The sequence below is a fragment of the Parabacteroides sp. An277 genome (assembly GCF_002159645.1).
GTDB lineage: Bacteria > Bacteroidota > Bacteroidia > Bacteroidales > Tannerellaceae > Parabacteroides.
On the sequence record NZ_NFJB01000004.1, the window covers coordinates 104562 to 129781 of the forward strand.

The window sequence follows — 25220 nt, forward strand, 5'->3', positions numbered from 1 at the left end:
GAGCCCCTTGTGTGGCTGCAGGCCTCGCTTCGCTTCGACCGCGCAGCTATGCATTGAAGCCCTCTTCGAGGACTCTTTTATATCCATACCGATGGTGTAGTAAAACAGGAAAATAGGATTAAGAAGTAACTGAAAAGCTCCCCTGCTTTGATAGGGGAGCTGGCGAAGCGATAGCTGAGACTGAGGGGTTCATACACACAAAAAGAATATCAACCCCTCACCCCTTCGGGGAGCTCCCCTATCAAAGCAGGGGAGCTTTTCAGTTACTTCTTAATCCTATTTCCTTATTCTGATACACCATCCATCTTCAAGTAACCGTAGGTCGAAGCGAAGCGAGGCCTGCGGTATCGTATAGGCTCGTAGGGTCGGACCCACGCGTGTCCGCCTTTATATTCCGTTCTGTGTATCTATCTTATTCGAAGGTATAGTTCCATGTGCTGAAGGAGGCAGAAATTATCCCTTGTCCATTATCCATTGTCAATTTATTTTCCTACCTTTGTCCTGCTGCTTTAAAACAAAAACAAGAAAGATATGAACGATACTGTATTTCCTTTTGCGCTGTTGTGCTTCACCTCCTTCTTCACCTTGATTAACCCGTTGGGCACCATGCCTGTCTTTTTGTCGATGACAACCGGCATGTCGGCGAAGGAACGGGAAAAAATCGCCCGCAAAGCGACGGCTGTCGCCTTCTTTATCATGATTTCCTTTACCATCTTCGGGCCTTTCCTTTTCCAACTATTCGGTTTATCGACCAATGGATTCCGCATTGCGGGCGGGATTGTCATCATGAAGATTGGCTACGACATGCTCCAAGCGCACTACACACATGTGAAGTTCGATGAAAAGAGCCTGCAGCAGACGGCCGACGATATCTCTGTCACCCCGCTTGCCATCCCGATGCTATGCGGCCCGGGCGCGATTGCCAATGGCATCGTGTTGATGGAAGATGCCGGCACTTGGGTGAACAAGGCTGTCCTCATAGGGGTGATTGCTTTGGTGTTTGTCCTGACTTTTTTCATCCTCAAAGCCTCCACGCGGTTGGTGCTCCTAATGGGCGAGACGGGCAACAACGTCATGATGCGCCTCATGGGGCTTATCTTGATGGTCATTGCGGTGGAATGTTTCGTGAGCGGAGCCAAACCTATCTTAGTGGATATCCTCCAGCAAGGGACTGCCTCAGATTCATAAGGAATCTGTGGTCATCTGTTAAATCCGCATTCTGTGCGCGGAAGGAGGCGGAATAGAACGGCCGGCTCCTAATATAATATAGGTATAGAGATTCCTTACGCTGAAGGAGGGGAATGAGTCTTTGAAGTTGTCTTATCAAGACTACGTCAGTTTAACCGTGATTCGCGTTAGAAACGCTACAAATGTAGTTATTCTTTTCTTAAAATCAAGTATAAAATAGAAAAAATATTATCTCAAAGTGATTTTTTTCTTTGAGACTACTCTTTTTATACCTAACACTGTTCTATTTTAACGCTTCAAATGTTAAAATCGAGACCTTAATCACGCCCAAGACCCGGAATTTACTCAAAACTGACGTAGTCTTGATAAGACAACGTCAAAAAACAAAAGGCGCAAGTAAGCTAACCCCGCTGATTCTGTTACAACAAGGACATATTTTAAACTAACTAAATTAATATTTATGCCAAACAAGACAACAAATTCCATTTGTTTGCTATTAGTGGCAACTGCATTGAGCATCACAGGTAATGTGTACGCAGAAATTGCCCCGGCAAACCCGAATGCCCTCCGTGCACAGCAGGACGGCACAGTGACGGGAAATGTGGTGGATGCTTACGGTCCGGTCATCGGTGCATCTGTAATCATCAAAGGTACAACTACGGGTAATATTACCGACATGGACGGTAACTTTACCTTGGAAGGTGTGAAGAATGGCGACGTCATTCAAATCTCTTACGTGGGATACACGACGCAGGAAATCGTTTACAACGGACAGCCCTCTATTAGTGTGACTTTATCTGAAGACTCCGAGCAATTGGAAGAACTCGTGGTAACGGCGTTGGGTATGAAGCGTTCTGAAAAGTCGTTGGGTTACGCCATGACGGAATTGAAGAGCGAGGATTTGAACAAGAACGTTATCAACCCGGTTTCCGCTTTGCAAGGTAAAGTAGCCGGTGTGGAAATCTCCGGGTCTGATGGTGGTATGTTCGGTTCTACCAAAATCTTGATTCGTGGTGCTTCTACCTTGGGTAAGAACAACCAGCCGATTTACGTAGTCGATGGTGTGATTCTGGATAATGGTATCAAAGATGGTGATCCAGATTATACACAGACCGATGCCGACTACGGTAATGAATTGAAGAACTTGAACCCGGATGACTTCGAAACGGTATCTGTCTTGAAAGGTGCTGCCGCTACCGCCCTCTACGGTTCGCGTGGTTTGAATGGTGCCGTCGTGATTACGACCAAGAGCGGTAAAGGCATGGACGGTTTGGGTATCAACTTCTCGCAAACCGTAGGTATAGACCACATGCGTAAACAACCTAATTTGCAGTATGAATATGGTCCTGGCCAGTATTCAGGTAATGTTTCTTATGGTCAAACTGATGCGAATGGCAACTATTACAAGTTTGATAACGCGGGACAGTTTATGTTGAATAATTCCGGACAACATACGGTACTTGGTATGACGGGACGCCATTGGGGACCGAAATATGATGGTTCTACTATTGAACTTTGGGATGGTAGTACTGGTGTATATAGTCCGTATGAAAACAACATGGTAGATGCGTATGATTTGGGTGTCAACTCGAATACAAACATTTCAGTAAGTGGTTCGAATGAAAAGACATCGTTCTATACATCATTGTCCTATAAATATGCAAATGGTACGTTGCCTAACAATAGTTTTCAACGCCTTTCGTTTTTAGGTAAAGCTACACATAAGATTACAGACAGAGTGGAAATTGAAGCTTCTATGAGTTTTGCTACATCTAAACCAAGAAATGCACAAGCAAACTTAGGTGAGGCCTTCATTGATACCAATATCGGTCCGTTCGGAGGTTTGTATGATACTCGCTATTGGAGAACTCGCTATAAGGGTTCACACGGAGGTTTGGCAAGTTCTGACTATGGTGATGAATATGCAAACGTTCCGGGTATCAGCCAGTGGTGGAATATTTTTGAAAATGATTACCGCCAGACGGAAACTTCGGTTCGCCCTGCGTTGATTTTGAATATAGACCTCTTCGATTGGTTAAAGTTCCGTGCGGAAGGTAACTACAATAATTATAATAAACGATTCGAAAGTAAGCAACCTGGTACAGGATATGCGAATACCAACTCCGGTTATTATGGCTTAGGTCTGTATGAAAAGGAACAGACGAATTTCAACGCTACCTTTACGTTGAATAAGACTGTAGGTGATTGGACATTTGGCGGATTCTTACGTGGTGAATATTTCAATAACTACGAAATGAATATGTCGATGAATACGAATGGAGGTTTAGTTGTACCGAACCAATATTTCATCGAAAACTCCCGTAATGCGATTTCTTACACAGGTAAGTTGCAATACGAGAAGCGTATGCTTTCTATCGCATTCCAAGCTAGTGCCAGCTGGAAAGACCAAATCTTTATGGATGTAACCGGACGTAACGACTGGTCTTCTTCATTGGTTTATGCAGATACGCATGGTAACTACTCTTATTTCTATCCGTCAGTAAATGGTTCTTGGTTGATTACTTCTACGTTCCGCGATCAATTGCCGGAATGGATTTCTTTTGCCAAGATTCGTGGATCTTGGGCGCAGGTAGGTAACGATACAGAGTCTTATATTATTAACTCAGCTTATTCGTTGAATACTTCTACGATGGCTAATGGTAGCAGTGTATATGCGTTGTCTCTGCCTTCAACCGCTTATTCTACGGATTTGAAGCCGGAACGCAAGAATGCTTGGGAAATTGGTTTGGACTGGCGTTTCATCGAGAACCGTATTGGCATTGACTTTACGTATTATAAAGAAAATACGAAAGACCAGATTATGTCAATCTCTGTTCCGTCTGTTTCAGGTATTAGCAACCAGTTAATCAATGCGGGTAATATCCAGAACAAGGGTGTTGAAATCGCGTTGAACACGACTCCGTATCAAAATAAGGATTGGACTTGGGATTTGAACTTTACCTATACCAAGAATACCAGTAAGATTGTTGAGTTGCATGAAAATGTAGCAGATTACATCTTGTTGGAAGGTGATCCTGCTTATGGTAACTATCGTATTGGTTCTGTAGCCAAGGTAGGTTCTGAATATGGTTTGTTGATGTCTGACTCAAAAGTAAAAGTTGACGAAGCAACAGGTCTTCCTGTATTGGATGCTACTTCTTACTATTCTGATATGGGTGCCATGTATTACCAGCGTGCTGGTACGGCTGAAATCATCGGTTCTATCCAACCGGACTTCTTAGGTTCTGTCAATACAACTGTAAGTTACAAGAACTGGAGTTTGAGTGCTTCATTCGATATGCGCTTCGGTGGTTATGTAGCATCTTACGGTTCTCGTTATGGTACAGCTTATGGTTTGACGGAAACATCATTGGCTGGACGTGATTCAGAACATGGTGGTATTACTTATACCTCTATGTGGGATGGCAAGACTTATAATGACGGTGTGATTCCGGTAGGTATCATTGAAGGCGGAACGACTTTGACCCGTCCGGATGGTGTAACGTATACGGTCGCAGAAGGTGGTGAAACATTCCAGCAGTTGTATGACAAGGGTATTGTAGAACCGTTGCATGCTTCATCTTGGACTTATTGGAATAATGCTTGGTCTACAGGTACTATAAATGATAATTGGTTTAAGAAATTGAACTATATTGCTTTCCGTGAACTTTCATTGAGTTACCGTGTGCCGAAATCGTTCTGCGAGAAGTTCCATGCAAAGAACTTGAACTTGTCGTTTACAGCTCGCAACTTAGGTTATTTGTTGAACTCGATGCCGAATAAGGAAAATCCGGAATCAGTTCGTGGTACTTCTGCTTCTGAGTTCCGTGTTCGTTCGTTCGACGGTCTTACTACCAGCTATATGTTTACTTTAAATGTTGGATTCTAATAAAGATACAGACACAATGAAATCTAAAAATAATTATAAGAAAATATTGATTGCCTCCTTGATGGGAGCCGCAGTCTTGGGTACGACCAGTTGCCGGGATGATTTCGCGGATATCAATACCAGCCCGTCGCAGGTAACTACTCCGCAGCCAACCTATTTGTTCGCGCAAGCTGTGTTGGATTTTGAAAACTCAGGTTATACTTATTGGTTCTACAATGCGCCTATGATGTTCGAATGGGCTCAGATGGCGACGCCGACAGATAGTTATACGGCTACATTTACCACGACAACGGCCAGTGGAGACCAAGGTTCTCAATACCTGAGAACATTGAAATATGTCAATGAAGTAAAGTATTACCAGTCTACCTTGAGTGAAGAGGAAGCTGCGCAATACAACCAGATTCTGGCTTGCCTGAATATCATGACTGCTTATCTGGGCATCTTTGACTCGGATATGTATGGTGATCTCCAATTTACAGAAGCTGCACAAGCTTTACATGGTGGTACATTAACACCTGCTTATGACACATTGGAGAGCTTGTATGATTTGTGGTTAACTCAATTGGATGAAGCAATCAATACATTGACTACAGCTACAAACCAAATTGAGTTGAATACACAAGACGTAGTCTATGGTGGAGACATGGCTAAATGGGCAAAATTGGCTAATTCAGTTAAACTGAGAATCGCATCCCGTTTGTTAATCAGAGACCGTGCTCGTGCTTTACAGATTGCACAACAAGTAGCCACAGCTTCTTGTGGGTATATTGACACGATGGACGATGCTATGTTGTTCAATAAGTCAACGCATAATACCAGTTCGGATGATTACGCTTTCCATTGGAGCAATGGTTTTATGGATGGTACAGCTGCCAGCCAGCGTGTCATGAATTTCATGGTGGAAAATCAAGACCCGCGCGTTCGTTTCTGTTACCAGAAAAACGAATGGAACTCACGCATTGTGCAGGCATTCTACGACCAAGACCGGGAAATCCCGTCTTACATCGAAGAAAACGTAGAATATACGACAGATGCCAATGGACATAAGCAATTTGTAGCTTGGAAAGGATTAGGCGAACCGTGGGTACGCTATTATGGTATTCCAGTTGAGTTTAATGCGCGCGATAATGCTGCCCAGTATGGTGACTACTTCAACTACGATACCCAGTATATGATTTATGAAGTAGGAGGTACAAACTACAAATCTTACCGTCCGTACTCTATGTTCCAGCAGCAAATGATTATTGGACGTTATTATACAACTACTATCCCGACAGTTCCAGGTGGTCCGGTTATCGAACGTACTGAAAACCGTCCTTGGTATGGTTTGTATATGGGTGCTGCAGAAGTAAACCTCTCATTGGCTGAGTTCGCTTTATTGGGTGCTGCATTGCCACAGTCGGCTGAATATTATTACAACCGTGGTCTGGAGGCTTCTGTCCGGGAATATGACCGTTTAGCAGGTTTGAACCAGATTGCTTATTATGGCACTACATACGATTATGACCCGAATGAAGTTTCTATCGAACTGAAAGACGGTGAAATCGAAGCCATGATGGCAAACGAAGATTATCAATTGACAGGTTCTCAGGCAGAGCAGTTGGAAAAGGTATATATCCAACAAATGTTGAACTTCACGCTTTATCCAAATGAGCAATTTGTAACTGCACGTCGTACGGGTCTGCCTAAATTCAATTCGAATTTAATTGCTCGTGAAAACTTCACAGTAGTTCCGGTAACGCAGATTCCGCGTCGTTTCGATACAGGTATTCCTTTGGAAACGGAATTGACTTACCAGATCGAATTGGATGCATTGGCTCGTCAAGGTCTCACACCGACATCTGCAGGTCCTAACGGTCAAATCTTACACGACGAACGTTTGTGGCAAGATGTAGGTGCTCCGGAATGGGGCGCAGGTCCACAATTATAATCAATGGATTATAGAATATCTCTCTAAAAGCCGGGGGCGTAAAAGCCCTCGGCGATATAAACAAAACATATATAGGTGCCTTGGTTGGCATTTATATAACAACGGGGAAACCCGAAGAGGTCTTTATTTAATGAAAGACAAATGGCTAAGTGGGAATCAGAGGACGGTGAAACCGTCCCACCATGCTTAACCGCGGGTGGCACGTAGTGGCACCTGCGGTAGGATAGTCCATCTGTTCCGACCTCGAAGGGGTCGAACGGGGATTGTGATGTAGTTCGACCCCTTTGAGGTCGAGGTTCTTGGGTGAGACGGTGTCCCGCAGGTGTCGTTTCACGCCACCCACGGTTAAGCATCGTTAGATGGCGCTGCCGTCTGCTGCATCTATATAACCAACGGGGGCAACCCGAAGCGATCTTTATTTCCTGAAAGGACAAGTGGAAGCAGGACGGTATAACCGTCCAACTATGCTTAGCTGCACGGTCGAAGCGAAGCGAGGCCTGCAGAGTTCTCGCATACAATGCTCCGCTTTGAAGAAAACTTCTACTGAAGAATGCTTATTCGGCCGCAGGGATTGCGCCCTTTAGGTATTATAAAATGTGTTTTTAGAGGGGGCGGAATACGCATCCCGCCCCTTACACAAAACGAGTAAGTATTCCTCAGCGAGAGATAAAAATGAGTATGGTAACTTTTTAAAATAGAATAATTATGGCAGAAAAAGAAAAAGAATACTTATGGAAGTTTGGTATTCGAGACAACACGATGACTCCAGACGATACCACCGATTACATTGCAACGGTAGACAAAAATCAGACATTGAGTATTGAAGATATTGCCAAGCGCATTGTTAAAAAGCGTACGGAATATCGGCCCGATACGATTGCCAATATTGTCAATATGTTCGAAGAAGAAGCCCGATATGCTATTGCAGAAGGAAACAATCTGATTATGAACAATGTCCGTTTTCAAATAGCCATTTCAGGCATATTCGATGCGGAAGGTATAATCGACCCGGAAAAGAACAAACCGGAAATCAATGTCATTCCTTCCGATACGTTGAAAGCGGAACTGGATAAAGTAAGAATTGAATATAATAAGCAGAAATTAGCGCAAGGCGGGGCTGAAATTGTGAAGGTGACCGATTTGACAACAGGCGCTACCAATGGCGAAATCGGACGGGGACATCCTATAGAAGTATCGGGCTATAAAGTCAAAGCAGTGAATGCAGATGGAACAGGAATAGGCGAAGTTTCCTTGGTAAATGATGCAGGATATAAAGAACCTATTACCTCGTTGATATACAACGAACCATCTTATTTCACTTTCATCTGTCCAGACGATTTGACCGAAGGGCAGTATACGTTGGAAGTAGTGACGTATTATACTACGAATAGTACAAAACTATTGAAAACACCGCGGACGTTGACTTATCCTGTCACTTTGGTATAGGTTCCTATCCTGGCAAGGATACGGTCCTATCCTTATAAGGATACAGTGCTATCCTTGTAAGGATACGGTGCTATCCTTATAAGGATAGGATGCTATCCTAAAAAAGGATACAGGGCAACCAGATGAAAAGACATTAAAAAGAACAGATAAACACTTAATAGCTACGGCCGCAGCGATGCGCCCAAGGCACTTTATTTAGATTTTTTTCGGAAGGCGGTTTCACGGCCGCCTTCCTTTTAAACAGGACTATTAGCTTTATATGTCTACCCCGAAGGCCGCAGCGATGCGCCCAGGTAGATAGTTATTAATTACAACTATAAATCGGAGCGGCTCCGCGCGCGGGGCCGCTTTTCCAAAAAGACGAAAGAGCAAACAAAGATATGGCATCTACAGACAAGGCATGCAGCGATGCACCCGAGTAGATGATTCTTTATTGTTAAATTAAACTTTGGAGGGCGGCGGGGTAACACCTGCCGCCCTTTTTCATTGAAAATGAGGAGCGTTCTTTGACATGATGATTGTGGCAAAAAAAATGGGAATCTAAAGACATATAGAAATGGAAACAGGGTACGCATTTGAAAAGAGGAGCTATAAAAACTATCTGAAAAGCTCCCCTGCCCTTAGGGGAGCTGGCGAAGCGATAGCTGAGACTGAGGGGTTCAATATCTCATAATAAGTAATAACCCCTCACCCCTGCGGGGAGCTCCCCTAAGACAGGGGAGCTTTTCAAAGCGAGGCCTGCAGCCACAAGCGTTCCGAAATACGATTTGAAAAGAGGAGCTTTTCAGATAGTATGCCCCCAACATGAAAGATACACCGAATGGAATATAAGGGCGGACACGCGGGTCCGCCCCTACTATCCTATACGATACCGCAGGCCTCGCGCCGCTTCGACCCACGGTTACCTGAAAATAGGACCTCTTCGAGTGTCTACAAAGATAACCGTTTTTGATGACCTAACAGCACGGACGTTTTTATAAATTTCGCAGTACAGTCCATCCGTAATTCCAAACGGAAGCCATTTTTTCGTACATTTGCACCTCGAAAAGATAAAGATAAGACAAATTGTGGAAGAATATTTGGCAGAATTGAACGAAAGCCAACGCGAAGCGGTGGTATATTGCGAAGGTCCCCAACTGGTTGTAGCCGGTGCGGGGTCGGGCAAGACGCGGGTATTGACCTACAAGATTGCTTGGCTGTTGAAGCAGGGATTACGTCCATCGTCTATCCTGGCTCTGACCTTTACCAACAAGGCCGCCCGCGAGATGAAAACCCGCATCGCAGCCATCGTAGGCGAAAGCACAGCCCGAGGGTTGTGGATGGGCACCTTCCATTCCATCTTTTCGCGCATTTTGCGCCGGGAAGCTGCCGCCATTGGATTCCCGGCCCAATTCACGATATATGATGCGTCCGATTCGAAGAACCTTCTCCGTACGATTATCAAGGAGATGCAGCTGGACGACAAAATCTATCGCCCCGGAATGGTACAAAGCCGCATCTCGAATGCTAAAAACGCACTTATCACATGGCGAGCTTACGAACAAAACAAAGAACTTATCGAAAGCGATATCCGTTGTAAAGTCCCGGAATTACGGGAAATTTACAAACGATACCAGAACCGCTGCCTCCAAGCCGGCGCGATGGATTTCGATGATTTGTTACTCCAGACAAATATCCTTTTCCGCGATTACCCGGAGATATTGGCACGTTATCAGGATGCCTTCTGCTATGTGTTGGTAGACGAATACCAAGATACGAACTTCGCCCAACACCTCATCGTTAAACGGCTATGCGAAAAGCAGCCACACCTGTGTGTAGTAGGCGATGACGCGCAAAGCATCTATTCCTTCCGCGGAGCAAACATCGACAACATTTTGCAATTCCGAAACGCATACCCGGGCTGCAAACTCTTTAAGTTGGAACGGAACTACCGCTCGACGCAAAACATCGTGAATGCCGCCAATAGCTTGATAGACAAAAATCGGGAACAAATCCCCAAGCATGTCTATTCGGAAAAGGAAGAGGGCAACAAGATTCGCCTCCTCGCCACCTACTCCGACTACGAAGAGGCCTACGCCGTGGCGGCCCGCCTCCAAGAAATGAAGCGGACGGAACGGGACCGATACCAAGATTATGCCATTCTTTACCGTACCAATGCGCAATCCCGCCTGCTGGAAGAGGCCTTGCGTAAGCGGAACATTCCTTATCGCATTTACGGGGGATTATCGTTCTACCAACGCAAAGAGGTCAAAGATATGATTTCCTATTTTCGCTTGATAGTGAACCCACACGACGAAGAGGCGTTCAAGCGGGTTATCAATTATCCGGCACGCGGCATCGGCGATACGACGATTCAGAAACTGACTACCGCCGCTACGACCCACCAATTAAGCCTTTGGCAAGTACTCCAAACTCCTTTGGAATATGGTGTAAACATCAACAAAGGAACGGCTGGGAAATTGGCTGCTTTTCGGGACATGTTGACGGCATTCATCGACAAATTGGGCACTTTGCCTGCCGACGAATTGGCATTATTCATTGCACGCGAGAGCGGAATCATCCACCTATTGTCGCAAGACCGTTCGACAGAAGGCATCTCAAAGCTGGAAAACCTGCAGGAGCTATTGAAAGGGATGGTTGAATTTTGTGAAATACGGAAAGAGGAAGGCAACGCGCATGTCTCGTTGGCCGATTTCCTGGCAGAAGTTTCGCTCCTGACCGACCAAGATGACGAAACGGATGAGCACCGCGACAAAGTAACCCTCATGACCGTCCATGCCGCAAAAGGGTTGGAATTCCCCAACGTTTTTATTGTAGGCATGGAAGAGGATTTGTTTCCTTCAGCCTTATCAAAAGAAAGTCCACGGGCCGTAGAGGAAGAACGCCGTCTGTTTTATGTGGCGTTGACGCGTGCCGAGCAGAACTGTTGGGTGTCGTATGCCCGGAGCCGATACCGGAACGGACAAACAGCGATGTGCGTGCCCAGCCGCTTCTTGCGCGATATCGACAGTCGTTTCTTAGAGGCCACATCAGCCGAAGACCGTCCTATCTTCCAAGCTCCATCTCATTCAACTACCCCGGAAGCAACGACCCGCATATCTCCATCCCCGCGTAAAATGACCCGTATCGAACCAACCTCGCACGCGGCCACACAAGCTGATTATTCAGACCTACAAATCAACACACGTGTATGGCATGAACGTTTTGGCGAAGGTATTATCCGGGCGTTGGAAGGCGATGGAAATAACCGTAAAGCAGTAGTCGATTTTGACAAATGCGGACAAAAACAACTTTTACTAAAATTTGCCCGCTTAAAAGTGATTGAGTAACATAGTTTTTGTGTAATTTTACACTCGCATTTAAAAAGACGAGTCATTAATAAGGATAAGATATGGGTATATTTAGTTTTTTCAGCAAAGAAAAAAAAGAGACATTGGATAAGGGCCTTTCCAAAACGAAGGAAAACGTCTTTACCAAAATCACGCGTGCCATAGCTGGTAAGAGCAAGGTGGACGACGCTGTGCTGGATAATCTGGAAGAGGTATTGATTACCTCGGACGTCGGCGTGGAAACTACGCTGAAAATCATCGACCGCATCGAAAAAAGGGTAGAAAGAGATAAGTACGTTACCACCTCCGAACTGACAAACATCCTACGGGAAGAAATCGCCAACCTGCTGACAGAGAACAATACGGAAGATGGCGAAGGATTTGACCTGCCGGCCGATAAACGTCCGTATGTCATCATGGTCGTAGGCGTAAACGGGGTAGGTAAAACAACTACCATCGGCAAATTAGCCTACCAATTCAAGAAAGCCGGAAAGAAAGTATATTTGGGTGCAGCTGATACCTTCCGTGCGGCAGCAGTCGAGCAGTTAGTGATTTGGAGCGAACGGGTAGGCGTGCCTATCGTCAAGCAAAAGATGGGTTCCGACCCGGCTTCTGTCGCATTCGATTCGCTCAGCTCGGCCAAAGCGAACGATGCAGACGTAGTCATCATCGACACCGCCGGCCGTTTGCACAACAAAATCAACCTGATGAACGAATTGACCAAAATAAAGAACGTGATGAAGAAGGTGGTCCCCGACGCACCTCATGAAGTATTGCTCGTACTCGACGGTTCGACCGGCCAGAACGCCTTCGAACAGGCCAAGCAATTCACCGCTGCCACCGAAGTAAACGCGCTCGCCGTCACGAAACTGGACGGTACCGCCAAGGGAGGCGTCGTCATCGGCATCTCCGACCAGTTCCGCATCCCCGTTAAATACATCGGTTTGGGCGAAGGCATGGAAGATTTGCAAGTTTTCCGCAAGCGCGAGTTCGTCAATTCGTTGTTTGGGGAATAAAAGTCCCGGCAGACAACCTGCCCAGCATTCGGCAGTACCTCGGCCCTACAGGTAGGGCGAAGGTCACCCTAAGCCTAAGGCGAAGGTCGCCCTAAACTTAAGGCGGAGGCAGCCCTAAGGCGCATCATATATAATTATAAGACTTAAGGACAAGAATGAGAAAGAATAAAGTAGACATCATCACGTTAGGTTGCTCGAAAAACTTAGTGGATTCGGAACAGTTGATGCGCCAGTTTGCGGCCAATGGCTACAAGGTGGAGCACGACCCGCATCGCATTAACGGGGAAATCGTAGTGGTCAATACGTGCGGTTTCATTGGAGATGCACAAGCGGAATCCATCGAGATGATTCTCGAACTGGGCGAGGCGAAAAAACAAGGAAAGATAGGCAAGCTATTTGTCATGGGTTGCCTTTCGGAACGTTTCATGCACGACTTAGTACAGGAATTGCCCGAAGTAGATCGCTTCTACGGAAAGTTTAATTGGAAAGAGTTGATTTCAGATTTGGGCAAAACATATCATGCGGAATTGGCTCACGACCGCATCCTTACCACACCCAAGCATTATGCCTACCTGAAGATTGGCGAAGGATGCAACCGCACCTGCTCTTATTGTTCGATTCCGCTCATTACGGGGCCATACCAATCTCGCCCCATGGAGGAATTGGTAGAAGAGGTCAAGCTCTTGACCCGCCAAGGCGTAAAGGAATTCCAACTCATTGCCCAAGATTTGACCTTCTACGGATTGGATCTCTACAAGCGGATGGCTCTGCCCGAATTGGTGGAGCGCATCTCGGATATACCCGGTGTCGAATGGATTCGACTTCACTACGGTTATCCGACGCATTTCCCCTACGATTTGCTACGCGTAATGCGCGAACGGGAGAACGTATGCCGTTATATGGACATCGCCCTGCAACACATTAGTGACCGGATGCTCAAACTGATGCGAAGGAACATTACGAAGGCGGAAACTTACGAACTCTTGAAACGGATGCGCGAAGAGGTACCAGGAATCCACCTCCGCACCACATTGATGGTCGGACATCCAGGCGAAACCGAAGAGGACTTTGAAGAGCTATTGGCTTTTGTCCGTCAAGCCCGTTTCGAACGGATGGGTGCTTTTGCTTATAGCCACGAAGAAGGAACTTATGCTTATTTGCATTACACGGACGACGTCCCGCAAGAGGTGAAACAAACTCGGTTGGATACGCTGATGGCTATCCAAGAACGCCTATCTTTGGAAACAAATACAACGAAAATCGGACACGAATATAAGGTAATCGTCGACCGGGAAGAAGAAGACTTTTACGTAGGGCGAACCGAGTTCGATTCGCCTGAAGTCGATCCAGAAGTATTGATACGCAAAGAAGAGGGTAAAGCATTGAAAACGGGGCATTTTTACCAAGTAGCCATCGAAGATGCGCAAGCTTTTGAACTATATGGAAAAAGTGTATAATCCAACAGGTATTCCGCATGAAAAGTAAAGAGGTCATAACAGAATTGGCACAACGCATGGGATGGACTACGCAGGAAGTCACCAAGATGATTTCGGCACTCGGTTCGGCGGTCGGCACCAAGTTAATGGAAGGAGATACACTCACGCTCCCTGATTTCGGACAATTCGAAGTGCGGAAGAAAATGGAACGCATCTCGGTAAACCCGACGAATAGCAAGCGATACCTCGTACCGCCCAAGTTAGTCCCTGTATTTAAGCCAAGTACAACGATCAAAAATCATTTAAAAGAAATGGAAGGCGATGAATAACCGATTGGGATTATCTGAAATAGCCGCTCTTTTGGCGGAACAAACGAAGAAAAGTACGGAAGAGACAGAACATTTCCTCCGCGAATTCATTCATGTCGTATCCGAAGGTGTCTATGCCGATAAAATCGTTAAAATAAAAGGATTAGGTACTTTCAAATTGATTCGCGTGGAAGAACGGGAAAGTGTTTCGGTCCATTCGGGCGAAAGATTCCTCATCCCTTCCCACTATAAATTCGCTTTTGTACCAGATAAAGACTTGAAAGAATTGGTAAATAAACCTTTTTCCCTATTCGAAACCACTGAATTGAATGAGTCTGTCACATTCGACGATATGAACACCTCGCCAGATTCGCCCGATGCAGAAGAGACTCTCGAAGAATCTGTGGAGGAAATCCTACCGGAAAAACGAATACCCATTCAAGCCACAACATCCGAAAAGCCACAAGCACGCGAAGAAATACCCATACCTTCCCCATCAAAAAAGAATACACAATGGATGGGTTGGGTAGCTTGTCTAATCATTTTACTGGTTGCTGGAGTAGGCTATATCAGCTATATGAGCGGCCTCTTCCAACCCATCCAGCCCGTGGAAGAAAAGCAGATAGCTTTATCAGATACCACGTTGTCAAATGGAAAAACGACGCCGTCGATGGAAGAAAGCACAACGTCGTTTTCGGATTCCACGCCTACAAAAAAACAACCGACCGACACGATACCTGCAGTGCCAGAAGACATCGCGATCACGACCATCCAAGCCGGAGACCGATTAGCTTCTATTGCCCAAAAATATTACGGACATAAGTTTTTTTGGGTATACATATATCAACATAATAAACAAGTTATTGCAAATCCTAACAACATTCCCATCGGGACGGAAATCCGCCTTCCCAACCCAACCTTATATGAAATAGATGCACACGACCAAAACTCCATCCAAAAAGCAGCCCAATTGCAATCCCAAATCTTATCACAGGAATTTTAAACGGACTCTTAGTATTATTTAACTGCAAAAGTAAGAGATACGGATTTAACATTTCTAATTTTGTGCAGCTTAAAAAGAAACGATTATAACAATAAAAAAGATATAGACATTATCACTTATGAATCAGACAGTAGATATTCGTGAATTGAATGAACGGATAGAGAGTAAAAGTTCCTTCGTGAACATGATAACCATGGGCATGGACCAAGTTATCATCGGACAGAAGCATCTGGTGGAATCTTTATTGATTGGTTTACTTTCAGATGGACATATCTTATTGGAAGGAGTCCCAGGATTAGCTAAAACATTAGCTATTAAGACACTTTCATCATTAATTGATGCCAAATACAGCCGAATCCAGTTTACGCCAGATTTACTTCCAGCCGATGTAATCGGAACCATGATTTATAGTCAAAAAAGCGAAGAATTCCAAGTAAAACAAGGACCTATCTTCGCTAATTTCGTATTGGCAGATGAAATTAACCGTGCGCCTGCCAAAGTACAAAGTGCTTTACTGGAGGCCATGCAAGAACGCCAAGTGACGATTGGCGAACAAACATACAAACTCCCGGAACCATTCCTCGTCATGGCGACCCAAAACCCGATTGAGCAGGAAGGAACTTATCCACTTCCGGAAGCGCAAGTCGACCGTTTCATGTTGAAAGTCATTATCAATTATCCGAAGAAAGAAGAAGAGAAATTGATTATCCGACAAAATATTTCGGGTACAAAAGCCGATATCAAACCGATTTTAAGCAAAGAAGAGATTCTCGAAGCGCGGAAAATTGTACGCGAAGTATACTTAGACGAAAAGATAGAACGCTACATAGTAGACATCGTTTTTGCTACTCGTTTCCCGCAAGAATATGGTTTGGCTAATTTAAGTAACATGATTTCCTTCGGAGCGTCTCCGCGTGCATCAATCAGTTTGGCATTAGCCGCTCGTACATATGCCTTCATCAAACGTCGCGGCTATGTGATTCCAGAAGATATTCGCGCAGTGTGCCACGATGTATTGCGGCACCGTATTGGTTTAAGTTACGAAGCAGAAGCCAACAATTTGACGACCGAGGAGGTCATTAGTGAAATCTTGAACAAGGTAGAAGTACCCTAATGGAAACGAGTGAACTACTGAAAAAAGTTCGCCGGATAGAAATCAAAACGCGCGGTCTTTCGCGGAATATCTTCGCCGGACAATATCACTCTGCATTCAAAGGACGTGGTATGGCTTTCAGCGAAGTGCGCGAATACCAATATGGCGATGATATCCGAGATATCGATTGGAATGTGACAGCACGTTATGTCCGGCCTTATGTCAAAGTATTCGAAGAAGAGCGCGAACTGACCGTCATGCTACTGATTGACGTGTCAGGAAGCCGTGATTTCGGTTCCATTCAAGTTATGAAGAAGGACATCATTACCGAGATTGCAGCTACGTTAGCCTTTTCGGCAATACAAAACAATGATAAGATTGGCGTAATTTTCTTTTCCGATAAAGTGGAAAAGTTTATACCTCCGCAGAAGGGAAAGAAACATATCTTATATGTGATTCGTGAGTTGATTGATTTCCAACCTGAAGATCGTCAAACAGATATTAGCCAAGTATTAAAATATCTGACCAATGCGATAAAGAAGCGTTGCACGGCGTTCTTGATTTCGGATTTCATCAACAAAGGAAGTTTTAAGGACGCGCTTACCGTAGCAAACAGAAAGCACGACATGGTGGCCATTCAGGTATACGACCGTCGGGAAACAGAACTCCCTGCCGTCGGCCTGATGAAAATCAAAGATGCAGAAACGGGAAAGGAACAATGGATTGATACCTCTTCTATGCGTGTCCGCCAAGCTTACGAGAATTGGTGGAAAGAGCGCCAGACAGCCATGGACAATACATTTAAGAAATGTCGGGTAGATTCAGTCTCTATTCGGACAGAAGATGATTATGTAAAGTCGTTGATGACGCTTTTTGATAAACGGAATTAAACATGAAATGGATAAAGAAAAATATCATAGTCCTATTATTGTTTGCTTGGGCGACAGGAGCCTATGAAACAAAAGCACAATCGCTGATAGAAGTGCGGATTGATTCGGCCGCTATCTTGATTGGAGAGCAAACGAAATTGCATCTGACCGTGACGACGCCGAAAACACATCCTGTACAAATCCTTATTCCGGTAGATACTTTGATGCGCGGTGTGGAAATACTGGATGCCTCGAAACCCGATTCGTCGCTCATCGAAAACGACCGCTTGGTAATTAAGCAAGATTTGTTGATTACGTCATTCGATTCAGCGTTGTATTTGCTTCCTCCTTTGAAAGTAGTGGACGGCACCGACACGGTGGCCTCTAATCAAGTGGCCTTGAAAGTATCGACTGTACCCGTGAATGCCGATAAACCAGAGGAGTTCAACGACATTAAGAATGTATGGAAACCTCCTTTCGTCTGGGCCGATTATTATCCCATTATCTATGGCGTGCTGTTGGGCTTATTTTTGCTTTGCGTTTTGTTGTATATTATCAAACGTTTGCGAAATCATAAATCATTGTTGCCATTTGCAGCTCCTGAAGAGCCTAAATTACCTCCATACGAGCAAGCCATAAAAGAATTGGACGAAATTAAGACCCGCAAGCTGTGGCAACAGGGCTTGAATAAGGAATATTACACGGCATTGACCGAAACTTTGAGACGTTATATAGTAGAACGTTTCGGAATCAATGCGATGGAAATGACATCGGGCGAAATCCTGACGATGTTACAAGACAAAAAAGAGGTTCATCCTGTTTTTGAAAATTTGAAACAGATACTGAACCTTTCGGATTTTGTGAAATTCGCCAAAGTACATCCATTGCCTGATGAAAATGATTTGAGTATCTCAAACGCCTATTCGTTTGTGGAAGAGACCAAGCCCGAGGAAACAACTCAGGATAAAGGGAACCTCGAACAACAGGCGACAGAGGAATCGAATAATGATGCTAAAATAAAAGAATAAAATGGTATTTGCGAATCCAAACTATTTGTATTTATTGCTGCTGTTGATACCGCTCATCGCTTGGTACATTTATAAATTAAGGAAAAGCCAAGCGAGTCTGCAAGTCTCTTCGGCAGAAGCATTCGAAGCTCCCGGCACCATTTCGTGGCGCGTTTACTTGCGTCATGCGCCTTTCGTGTTGCGTATGTTGGCCATCGCGGTCTTGATTGTCGTGTTGGCGCGTCCGCAATCGACAAACAGTTGGCAGAATTCGACCACGGAGGGTATCGACATTGTAATGGCTATCGATATATCGACCAGTATGCTTGCCGAAGATTTAAAACCGAACCGCTTGGAAGCAGCTAAAGATGTGGCAGCGTCATTCATCAACGGGCGGCCGAACGACAATATCGGTTTGGTCGTTTTCGCGGCAGAAAGTTTCACACAATGCCCTTTGACTACCGACCATGGCGTGTTGCTCAATCTCTTCAAGGATATTCAACCGGGTATTATCCAAGACGGAACCGCGATCGGTGTCGGATTGGCTAACGCCGTCAGCCGCATCAAAGACAGCCAGGCGAAGTCGAAAGTAATTATCCTTTTGACCGATGGCGTGAACAATACGGGCGAAGTGGCGCCTGTGACGGCTGCCGAGATTGCGAAGACATTCGGCATCCGGGTGTATACGATTGGCGTCGGGACGCAAGGTGAAGCGCCTTATCCCATCCCGACTGCATTTGGCGTCCAATACCAGAATATTCCGGTCGAAATCGACGAGCAAGTGTTGAAACAGATTGCTTCGACAACAGGCGGGCAATATTTCCGCGCGACGGACAACGCCAGCTTGAAGGAAATCTATTCGGAAATTGACCAAATGGAAAAAACGAAAATCAGCGTACAAGAATTCAGCAAGAAACAAGAAGAATACAAGAACTGGGCTTTGCTGGTCTTTGCCCTCCTGCTGGTCGAAGTTTTGTTGAGAAATACAGTGTTAAGAAATATCCCATAACAAAAAGATAGGAATTATGTTTCGTTTTGCACATCCGGAATTTTTATATTTGCTGATTGCTTTGCCTGCACTGGTGCTGTTTTTTATCTATGCGAACGTGCAGAAGCGAAAGGCCGTGAAACGATATGGCAATCCCGCCCTCTTGGGCGCGCTGATGCCCGATGTCTCTTGGAAACGCCAACATCTGAAGTTTTGGCTTTCGCTGGGAGCTATCGCGGCCTTGATTGTGGTGATTGCCGGCCCGCAATTTGGGACGAAGTTGGAGACGGTCAAACGGCAAGGCGTCGAAATCATGGTCTGTCTCGACGTATCGAACTCGATGCTGGCGGAAGACGTGGCACCGAATCGATTGGAGAAAGCGAAGCAAATGTTGGCCAAGCTGACCGACGGCTTCACCAACGACAAAGTGGGCATGATTGTCTTTGCTGGCGACGCTTTTACGCAGCTCCCCATCACGTCTGATTACATCTCGGCCAAGATGTTCCTTTCCTCTATTTCGCCGGAAATGGTCTCGACGCAAGGTACGGCCATCGGGGCAGCTATCAACCTCGCGGCCCGCTCTTTCACGCCCAACGAGGCTTCGGAAAAGGCTATCATCGTCATCACCGACGGTGAAAACCACGAAGACGACGCCGTGGGAGCGGCCAAAGCGGCAGCGGATAAGAAAATCCACGTGAACATCGTCGGGATGGGCGACCCGAAAGGCGCGCCGATTCCCCTCGGCGGTGGGAACAACTATATGAAAGACAACGCCGGGAACGTGGTCATCACGAAGATGAACGAACAAATGTGCCAGGAAATCGCCGCGGCGGGACAGGGCATGTACGTCCGGGCAGACAATACTAACTCGGCGCTCAAGGCGTTGCAACAGGAAATCGGGAAAATGAGCAAGACCGACCTCGAAAGCAAGGTGTACTCGGAATACGACGAGCAGTTTCAGGTCTTCGCCTGGATTGCCCTCGTCCTTTTGGTGGCGGAATTCCTGACACTCGACCGCAAGAACCATGTTTTCCGGCGGATTCGGTTGTTCAAATAAAAAGACAGGCGTTTTCCGGCGGGGAACGCAAAGGAAACGACGTCTCTCGGTTGTTTCCGTTAGGGAATGTAAAAGAAACGCCGTCTCCAGCCTGTTCCCGTTAAGGAATATAAAAGAAACGACGTCTCTAGCCCGTTCCCGTTAGGAAATATAAAAGAAACAACGTCTCTAGCCTGTTTCCGGACGGAAGGAAGGAAAAGACGCCGTCTCTGGGTCGTTTCCAGACGGAAGGAAAGGGAAATAAGAAAAAAGATATAGAATCAAATTAGCATGAACGAAAAACGAATATGATACGAATGAAAACAATACGGAAACCGGTCTTATGCGCGGCGGTTTTGCTCGTCGGCGCCTCGGCTTTCGCCCAGAAAGCGGAACGCAAGCAGGTACGCGAAGGGAACGACCTTTATAAGACGGAAAAATATACCGAAGCGGAGATTGCCTACCGCAAAGCGCTCGACGTGAACCCGCGCTCGACAGAGGGTACCTACAACCTGGGCAATTCCCTTTACAAACAAAAGAAATTCGACGAAGCGGCCGAACAATACCAGCTCCTCGCCGGGCAGGAGGCCAAACTACGGGAAACGCCTGAAGGACGTACTCGCTTGGCCGAAGTCTATCATAATATGGGCAACATCGGCATGCAAAAGAAGGAATATTCCCAGAGCGTCGAAGCCTACAAGCAGTCGCTGCGCCTGAATCCGGCCGACGACGAGACGCGCTACAACCTCGCGCTGGCGCAAAAACTCCTGAACGACCAACAGCAGAATCAGGACCAGAGCCAAAACGAGCAAAACCAAGAGCAACAACAGGAACAAAACCAACAGCAGCAGCAACAACAACCGCAGCAACCAGACGACCAAAAGCAAGACAAAACGCAGGAACAGCCGCAGCCCGACGAGCAAATGAGCCGCGATAATGCGCAACAGATGCTCGACGCCCTGCTTCAAGACGAAAAAGATACGCAAGAAAAGGTGAAGAAAGCGCAACAACAGAAGCAGCAAAGCCGTAAAATAGAAAAACAATGGTAAGAATGAAAGATAATAAGCAAATGCCAGGAGGAAAATGGATACTTTTTTTCCTCTTCTTGTTCACGACGGGACTGGCCGCACGGGCAAACGAGATTTCGTTTAAAGCCTCGGCACCGCAATCGGTTGTAATGGGCGAACAATTCCGTCTGACGTATGTAATTAATGCGGAAGGAAAAGACCTCCGCGTGCAGGAGATGCCGGACTTCGAGGTGCTCATGGGTCCTTCGCAATCGACCTCCTACAGTACCAGTTGGGTGAATGGAAAGAGCACGAGCGAGACGACCGTCAGCTACACCTATATCCTGATGCCCAAGAAAGAGGGGACGTTCACCATCGCGCCGGCTACCATCAAGGTGAAGGACGCGACTTATACGTCGAATGGCCTTTCCATCAAAGTGCTCCCACCCGACAAATCAGGGAAAACAACGGCAGAACGAGTACAAAGCGCATCGACAACGATTAGCGACGATGATTTCTTCGTGCGGATGATCGTCTCGAAGCACGATGTCTACGAACAGGAAGGGTTCTTGGTGACATTCAAGCTCTACGCAGCTCGGCCTTGTGGCATCAATGGCGTGAAGTTCCCTGAGTTCGAAGGTTTCATGGCGCAAGAAATCGACTTGCCAAACAAGCAATGGGTACAGGACCGCTACAAGGACCGGAACTATTTCACGGTCGACCTCCGGCAGGTCGTCCTCTATCCGCAGCGGACGGGCGACTTGACCATCGGAAAAGGAACCTACGACGCGGTCATCCGCGTCTCGACACCGCAGAAAGCACGTAGCATCTTCGATGATTTCTTCGACTCCTACCGGGAAGTAAACAAGCAGTTGGTGTCGTCGCCCGCGACGATTCACGTGAAGCCGCTTCCCTCGGGTAAACCTGCCTCGTTCTCTGGCGCGGTAGGCAGTTATTCGATGACGGCCCGTATCAGCGCCAACCAGGTAAAGGCCAACGATGCCGTCACGGTGAATGTCCAAATCACAGGGAACGGAAACATCAAGATGGCGAAGAATCCCGAAGTAACCTTCCCGAACGATTTCGAGATTTATGACCCGAAAGTAGACACGCAAACGAAAACAACCACGGCCGGCGTCTCAGGAACGAAAACCATCGAGTACATGGCGATTCCCCGCTATGCCGGTGATTTCGAGATTCCGTCCGTAGAGTTCTCCTACTTCGACACGAAGTCCGCTTCGTATAAAACGCTTAAGTCGGATGCCTTCCAGCTCCACGTGGAGAAGGGAGAAGAGGGAGCGGCATCGGCTCCGGTCGTATCGAACTTCGCCAACAAAGAGTCGGTGAAATACCTCGGACAGGATATCCGCTTCCTCAAGACACGAGGCATCCATTTCTCGCCCAAGCGCGAGGAGGTATTCTTTGGAACAGCGCTCTACGCGATGTCCTATCTCGTCCCGCTCCTCCTCTTCATCGTCTTCTTTATTGTTTATCGCAAACAAATCAAAGAAAACGCAGACCTGGCCCGAGTCCGCACGAAGAAGGCAAACAAGATTGCAGTCAAACGACTGAAGAATGCCGGAAAGCTCCTCCAAGCACAGCAGAAGGAGGCGTTCTACGATGAGGTCATGCGCGCCCTCTGGGGCTATTTAAGCGACAAGCTGAACATGCCGCTCTCGAGCCTTACTAAGGACAACGTCGAGGCGGAATTAGCAAAGTACGGCGTAGACGAAGCCTTGACCCGCGACTTCATGGAGATTCTCAACACGTGCGAATTCGCTCGTTACGCGCCTTCGCAAGCATCCGACGCCATGGACAAGCTCTATGAGCAGACAATCGATGCGATAGGAAAAATGGAAAATACAATAAAAAAGTAAACGACTTATGGCAATAAACAAATTCATAATCAGGTTCGGCCTGTTTCTTCTTGGGCTCGGATGCTTCGGCTTCTCCGCAGCGCAAGACGCAGCCCTCAAGGAGGCCGAAGTGGCTTATACGAAGGAAGATTACAAGGCAGCCATAGAACTCTACGAGGGCTTGCTCAAGAATCAGGGGGAGTCTGCCGCTGTCTACTACAACTTAGGCAATGCCTACTACAAAGCGGGGCAGATCGCGCCGGCTATCCTCAACTACGAACGCGCGCTCCTCTTACAACCGGGCGACAAGGACATCCGCTTTAACCTTCAGCTCGCAAAGGCGCGGACGGTCGACAAAATAGAACCGGCCGGCCAGTTCTTCCTCACGAAGTGGTTTGAAGGTGCGCGGGATATGGCCAGCGCAGACGCATGGGGCGCGACGGGCATCGTCTCCTTCCTGCTCTTCCTTCTCGCGCTCGTCGTCTTTCTTTTCTCAAAGGTCATCCGCTTCAAGAAGGTGGGCTTTTATGTCGCTCTTGTGATGCTCGTCGGGGTCGTGCTGTCGAATGTGTTCGGCTTTAGTCAGAAGCACGCGCTCACAAGCCATGCAGAGGCCATCATCTTTGCGCCTACGGTCACGGTCAGAAGCGCACCGGACCAGAGCGGAAATGACTTAGTTGTCTTGCACGAAGGCACAAAGGTCGCCGTACGCAGCACGTTGGGCGAATGGAGCGAAGTGGAACTACCCGATGGCAACGTAGGTTGGATGCCGAGCAAGGATCTCGAAGTTATCTGAGCCATGTTAGAACAACTGCTTGTCTTCGAGCGGGAGGCTTTCCTGTGGCTTAACGGTCTCCACGCGCCTTACTGGGATCAATTCTTCTGGCTTTACTCTGGGAAGGTGGTGTGGCTTCCGCTCGCGACCTTCCTCCTCTGCGCATTGGCCTACCGCAAGCCTTGGCGCGAAGTCGTTTTCCTCTTCTTAGCGATTGCCCTGACCATCACGCTCTGCGACCAGTTTGCTTCGCATCTCTGCAAGCCGCTCTGCGCACGCTTCCGTCCGACGCACCATCCGGATTTCCAGGACCTTGTGCATACGGTCAATGGTTACCGCGGAGGGCTCTACGGATTCATATCGAGCCATGCGGCCAACTCTTTCGGTCTGGCGACGCTCCTCACGCTTATCTTGCGGGACAAGCTCCTGGGCGCTACGCTCTTCTTCTGGGCAGCGGTCAATGCCTACTCCCGTATCTACTTGGGCGTCCATTTCCTTTCGGACATCATTCCGGGCGCATGTGTCGGGCTCCTTTTTGGGTATCTCGTCTACCGTCTTTACCGATGGAGGCGCCCCGCCCTCACGTACTCCCCGCGGCGGATTGCCTGGATGACGGGGGCCGTTTGGGCTACGATTGCCTGCCTCCTCCTCTACCCGCTCTTCGCCTAACCGGATATATCAAAAGATTCCTCACGATGGATAAACGGATTCCTCGTGAGGAATTTTTTTATGCCTCGTGGGGAGGCTTCGGTTTCCTGCTGAAGGAGCCACGGCTTCCTGCTGAAGGAGCCACGGCTTCTTGTCCATGGAGTCATCGGTGCCATGCTGACGGCAAAACTTTGCACACGTGAGTGCAAAACTTTGCAATGCTGATTGCACAATTGTGCACACGTGAGTGCAAAATCTATGCACAGGCATAAATCCGTCTGTCCTTGGGCATGAATCCGCCTGTTCATCGGCAAGGATACATGAATCTATCGGTAGGAATAAATCTATTCATACGTATGAACAAATCTGTCCGTACGTACGAGCAAATCTATTCGT

Annotated in this window: 19 protein-coding genes; all 19 read left to right on the forward strand. The window is 46.9% G+C overall.

Annotation, left to right across the window (positions count from 1 at the left end):
* Nucleotides 1-531: 531 nt before the first annotated feature.
* The 19 genes from B5F77_RS02745 to B5F77_RS15665 all read left to right on the forward strand — a co-directional run bounded on the left by B5F77_RS02745 (nucleotide 532) and on the right by B5F77_RS15665 (nucleotide 25027).
* On the forward strand, nucleotides 532-1188 hold the full coding sequence (locus tag B5F77_RS02745) for a MarC family protein (protein WP_087327287.1): 657 nt from the start codon (nucleotides 532-534) through the stop codon (nucleotides 1186-1188).
* 460 nt (nucleotides 1189-1648) lie between these two features.
* Nucleotides 1649-5077 (forward strand): SusC/RagA family TonB-linked outer membrane protein, encoded by a 3429-nt coding sequence (locus B5F77_RS02750; protein ID WP_087327289.1) that lies wholly within the window; start codon nucleotides 1649-1651, stop codon nucleotides 5075-5077.
* A gap of 16 nt (nucleotides 5078-5093) precedes the next feature.
* On the forward strand, nucleotides 5094-7007 hold the full coding sequence (locus B5F77_RS02755; RefSeq protein ID WP_087327390.1) for a SusD/RagB family nutrient-binding outer membrane lipoprotein: 1914 nt from the start codon (nucleotides 5094-5096) through the stop codon (nucleotides 7005-7007).
* Between the two features lie 705 nt (nucleotides 7008-7712).
* Nucleotides 7713-8453, forward strand: coding sequence for a DNA-binding domain-containing protein (locus B5F77_RS02760; protein ID WP_087327292.1), 741 nt, complete (start codon nucleotides 7713-7715; stop codon nucleotides 8451-8453).
* 1067 nt (nucleotides 8454-9520) lie between these two features.
* Complete coding sequence (locus tag B5F77_RS02765; protein WP_087327295.1) at nucleotides 9521-11782, forward strand: UvrD-helicase domain-containing protein; 2262 nt, start codon at nucleotides 9521-9523, stop codon at nucleotides 11780-11782.
* A 62-nt stretch (nucleotides 11783-11844) separates the two neighbouring features.
* Nucleotides 11845-12798, forward strand: coding sequence for a signal recognition particle-docking protein FtsY (gene ftsY / locus B5F77_RS02770; RefSeq protein ID WP_087327298.1), 954 nt, complete (start codon nucleotides 11845-11847; stop codon nucleotides 12796-12798).
* A gap of 155 nt (nucleotides 12799-12953) precedes the next feature.
* A complete protein-coding gene (gene rimO / locus B5F77_RS02775; protein ID WP_087327301.1) occupies nucleotides 12954-14255 on the forward strand; it encodes a 30S ribosomal protein S12 methylthiotransferase RimO in 1302 nt (433 codons plus the stop codon).
* A gap of 17 nt (nucleotides 14256-14272) precedes the next feature.
* Nucleotides 14273-14563, forward strand: coding sequence for an HU family DNA-binding protein (locus tag B5F77_RS02780; protein WP_087327304.1), 291 nt, complete (start codon nucleotides 14273-14275; stop codon nucleotides 14561-14563).
* Nucleotides 14556-15545 (forward strand): HU family DNA-binding protein, encoded by a 990-nt coding sequence (locus tag B5F77_RS02785; RefSeq protein WP_087327307.1) that lies wholly within the window; start codon nucleotides 14556-14558, stop codon nucleotides 15543-15545. Before B5F77_RS02780 ends, B5F77_RS02785 begins: the two co-directional genes overlap by 8 nt.
* Nucleotides 15546-15663: 118 nt before the next feature.
* On the forward strand, nucleotides 15664-16659 hold the full coding sequence (locus B5F77_RS02790) for an AAA family ATPase (RefSeq protein WP_087327310.1): 996 nt from the start codon (nucleotides 15664-15666) through the stop codon (nucleotides 16657-16659).
* On the forward strand, nucleotides 16659-17528 hold the full coding sequence (locus B5F77_RS02795; protein ID WP_087327313.1) for a DUF58 domain-containing protein: 870 nt from the start codon (nucleotides 16659-16661) through the stop codon (nucleotides 17526-17528). The genes B5F77_RS02790 and B5F77_RS02795 overlap by 1 nt, the downstream gene beginning before the upstream one ends.
* 2 nt (nucleotides 17529-17530) lie before the next feature.
* Nucleotides 17531-18535: a hypothetical protein gene (locus B5F77_RS02800; protein WP_087327316.1), complete on the forward strand. Its 1005-nt coding sequence runs from the start codon at nucleotides 17531-17533 to the stop codon at nucleotides 18533-18535.
* Nucleotide 18536: 1 nt separating this feature from the next.
* A complete protein-coding gene (locus B5F77_RS02805) occupies nucleotides 18537-19523 on the forward strand; it encodes a VWA domain-containing protein (RefSeq protein WP_087327319.1) in 987 nt (328 codons plus the stop codon).
* A 16-nt stretch (nucleotides 19524-19539) separates the two neighbouring features.
* Nucleotides 19540-20559: a VWA domain-containing protein gene (locus tag B5F77_RS02810; RefSeq protein ID WP_087327322.1), complete on the forward strand. Its 1020-nt coding sequence runs from the start codon at nucleotides 19540-19542 to the stop codon at nucleotides 20557-20559.
* A 296-nt stretch (nucleotides 20560-20855) separates the two neighbouring features.
* The gene (locus tag B5F77_RS02815; protein WP_204244942.1) at nucleotides 20856-21587 is read left to right on the forward strand and encodes a tetratricopeptide repeat protein; all 732 of its coding nucleotides are present in this window, start codon (nucleotides 20856-20858) and stop codon (nucleotides 21585-21587) included.
* 20 nt (nucleotides 21588-21607) lie between these two features.
* Nucleotides 21608-23422, forward strand: coding sequence for a BatD family protein (locus B5F77_RS02820; protein WP_087327392.1), 1815 nt, complete (start codon nucleotides 21608-21610; stop codon nucleotides 23420-23422).
* 7 nt (nucleotides 23423-23429) lie between these two features.
* On the forward strand, nucleotides 23430-24197 hold the full coding sequence (locus B5F77_RS02825) for a tetratricopeptide repeat protein (RefSeq protein ID WP_087327328.1): 768 nt from the start codon (nucleotides 23430-23432) through the stop codon (nucleotides 24195-24197).
* 3 nt (nucleotides 24198-24200) lie between these two features.
* On the forward strand, nucleotides 24201-24845 hold the full coding sequence (locus B5F77_RS02830) for a phosphatase PAP2 family protein (protein ID WP_087327331.1): 645 nt from the start codon (nucleotides 24201-24203) through the stop codon (nucleotides 24843-24845).
* Nucleotides 24846-24871: 26 nt separating this feature from the next.
* Entirely contained in the window at nucleotides 24872-25027 is a 156-nt protein-coding gene (locus tag B5F77_RS15665; RefSeq protein WP_162607941.1) for a hypothetical protein, read from the forward strand.
* Nucleotides 25028-25220: the final 193 nt, after the last annotated feature.

What these genes read in the sequence shown, in the direction of transcription:
- B5F77_RS02745 (WP_087327287.1), top strand. Translation starts at nt 532, where the DNA reads ATGAACGATACTGTATTTCCTTTTGCGCTGTTGTGCTTCACCTCCTTC.
- B5F77_RS02750 (WP_087327289.1), top strand. Translation starts at nt 1,649, where the DNA reads ATGCCAAACAAGACAACAAATTCCATTTGTTTGCTATTAGTGGCAACT.
- B5F77_RS02755 (WP_087327390.1), top strand. Translation starts at nt 5,094, where the DNA reads ATGAAATCTAAAAATAATTATAAGAAAATATTGATTGCCTCCTTGATG.
- B5F77_RS02760 (WP_087327292.1), top strand. Translation starts at nt 7,713, where the DNA reads ATGGCAGAAAAAGAAAAAGAATACTTATGGAAGTTTGGTATTCGAGAC.
- ftsY (WP_087327298.1), top strand. Translation starts at nt 11,845, where the DNA reads ATGGGTATATTTAGTTTTTTCAGCAAAGAAAAAAAAGAGACATTGGAT.
- rimO (WP_087327301.1), top strand. Translation starts at nt 12,954, where the DNA reads ATGAGAAAGAATAAAGTAGACATCATCACGTTAGGTTGCTCGAAAAAC.
- B5F77_RS02780 (WP_087327304.1), top strand. Translation starts at nt 14,273, where the DNA reads ATGAAAAGTAAAGAGGTCATAACAGAATTGGCACAACGCATGGGATGG.
- B5F77_RS02785 (WP_087327307.1), top strand. Translation starts at nt 14,556, where the DNA reads ATGAATAACCGATTGGGATTATCTGAAATAGCCGCTCTTTTGGCGGAA.
- B5F77_RS02790 (WP_087327310.1), top strand. Translation starts at nt 15,664, where the DNA reads ATGAATCAGACAGTAGATATTCGTGAATTGAATGAACGGATAGAGAGT.
- B5F77_RS02795 (WP_087327313.1), top strand. Translation starts at nt 16,659, where the DNA reads ATGGAAACGAGTGAACTACTGAAAAAAGTTCGCCGGATAGAAATCAAA.
- B5F77_RS02800 (WP_087327316.1), top strand. Translation starts at nt 17,531, where the DNA reads ATGAAATGGATAAAGAAAAATATCATAGTCCTATTATTGTTTGCTTGG.
- B5F77_RS02805 (WP_087327319.1), top strand. Translation starts at nt 18,537, where the DNA reads ATGGTATTTGCGAATCCAAACTATTTGTATTTATTGCTGCTGTTGATA.
- B5F77_RS02810 (WP_087327322.1), top strand. Translation starts at nt 19,540, where the DNA reads ATGTTTCGTTTTGCACATCCGGAATTTTTATATTTGCTGATTGCTTTG.
- B5F77_RS02815 (WP_204244942.1), top strand. Translation starts at nt 20,856, where the DNA reads ATGAAAACAATACGGAAACCGGTCTTATGCGCGGCGGTTTTGCTCGTC.
- B5F77_RS02820 (WP_087327392.1), top strand. Translation starts at nt 21,608, where the DNA reads ATGCCAGGAGGAAAATGGATACTTTTTTTCCTCTTCTTGTTCACGACG.
- B5F77_RS02825 (WP_087327328.1), top strand. Translation starts at nt 23,430, where the DNA reads ATGGCAATAAACAAATTCATAATCAGGTTCGGCCTGTTTCTTCTTGGG.
- B5F77_RS02830 (WP_087327331.1), top strand. Translation starts at nt 24,201, where the DNA reads ATGTTAGAACAACTGCTTGTCTTCGAGCGGGAGGCTTTCCTGTGGCTT.
- B5F77_RS15665 (WP_162607941.1), top strand. Translation starts at nt 24,872, where the DNA reads ATGGATAAACGGATTCCTCGTGAGGAATTTTTTTATGCCTCGTGGGGA.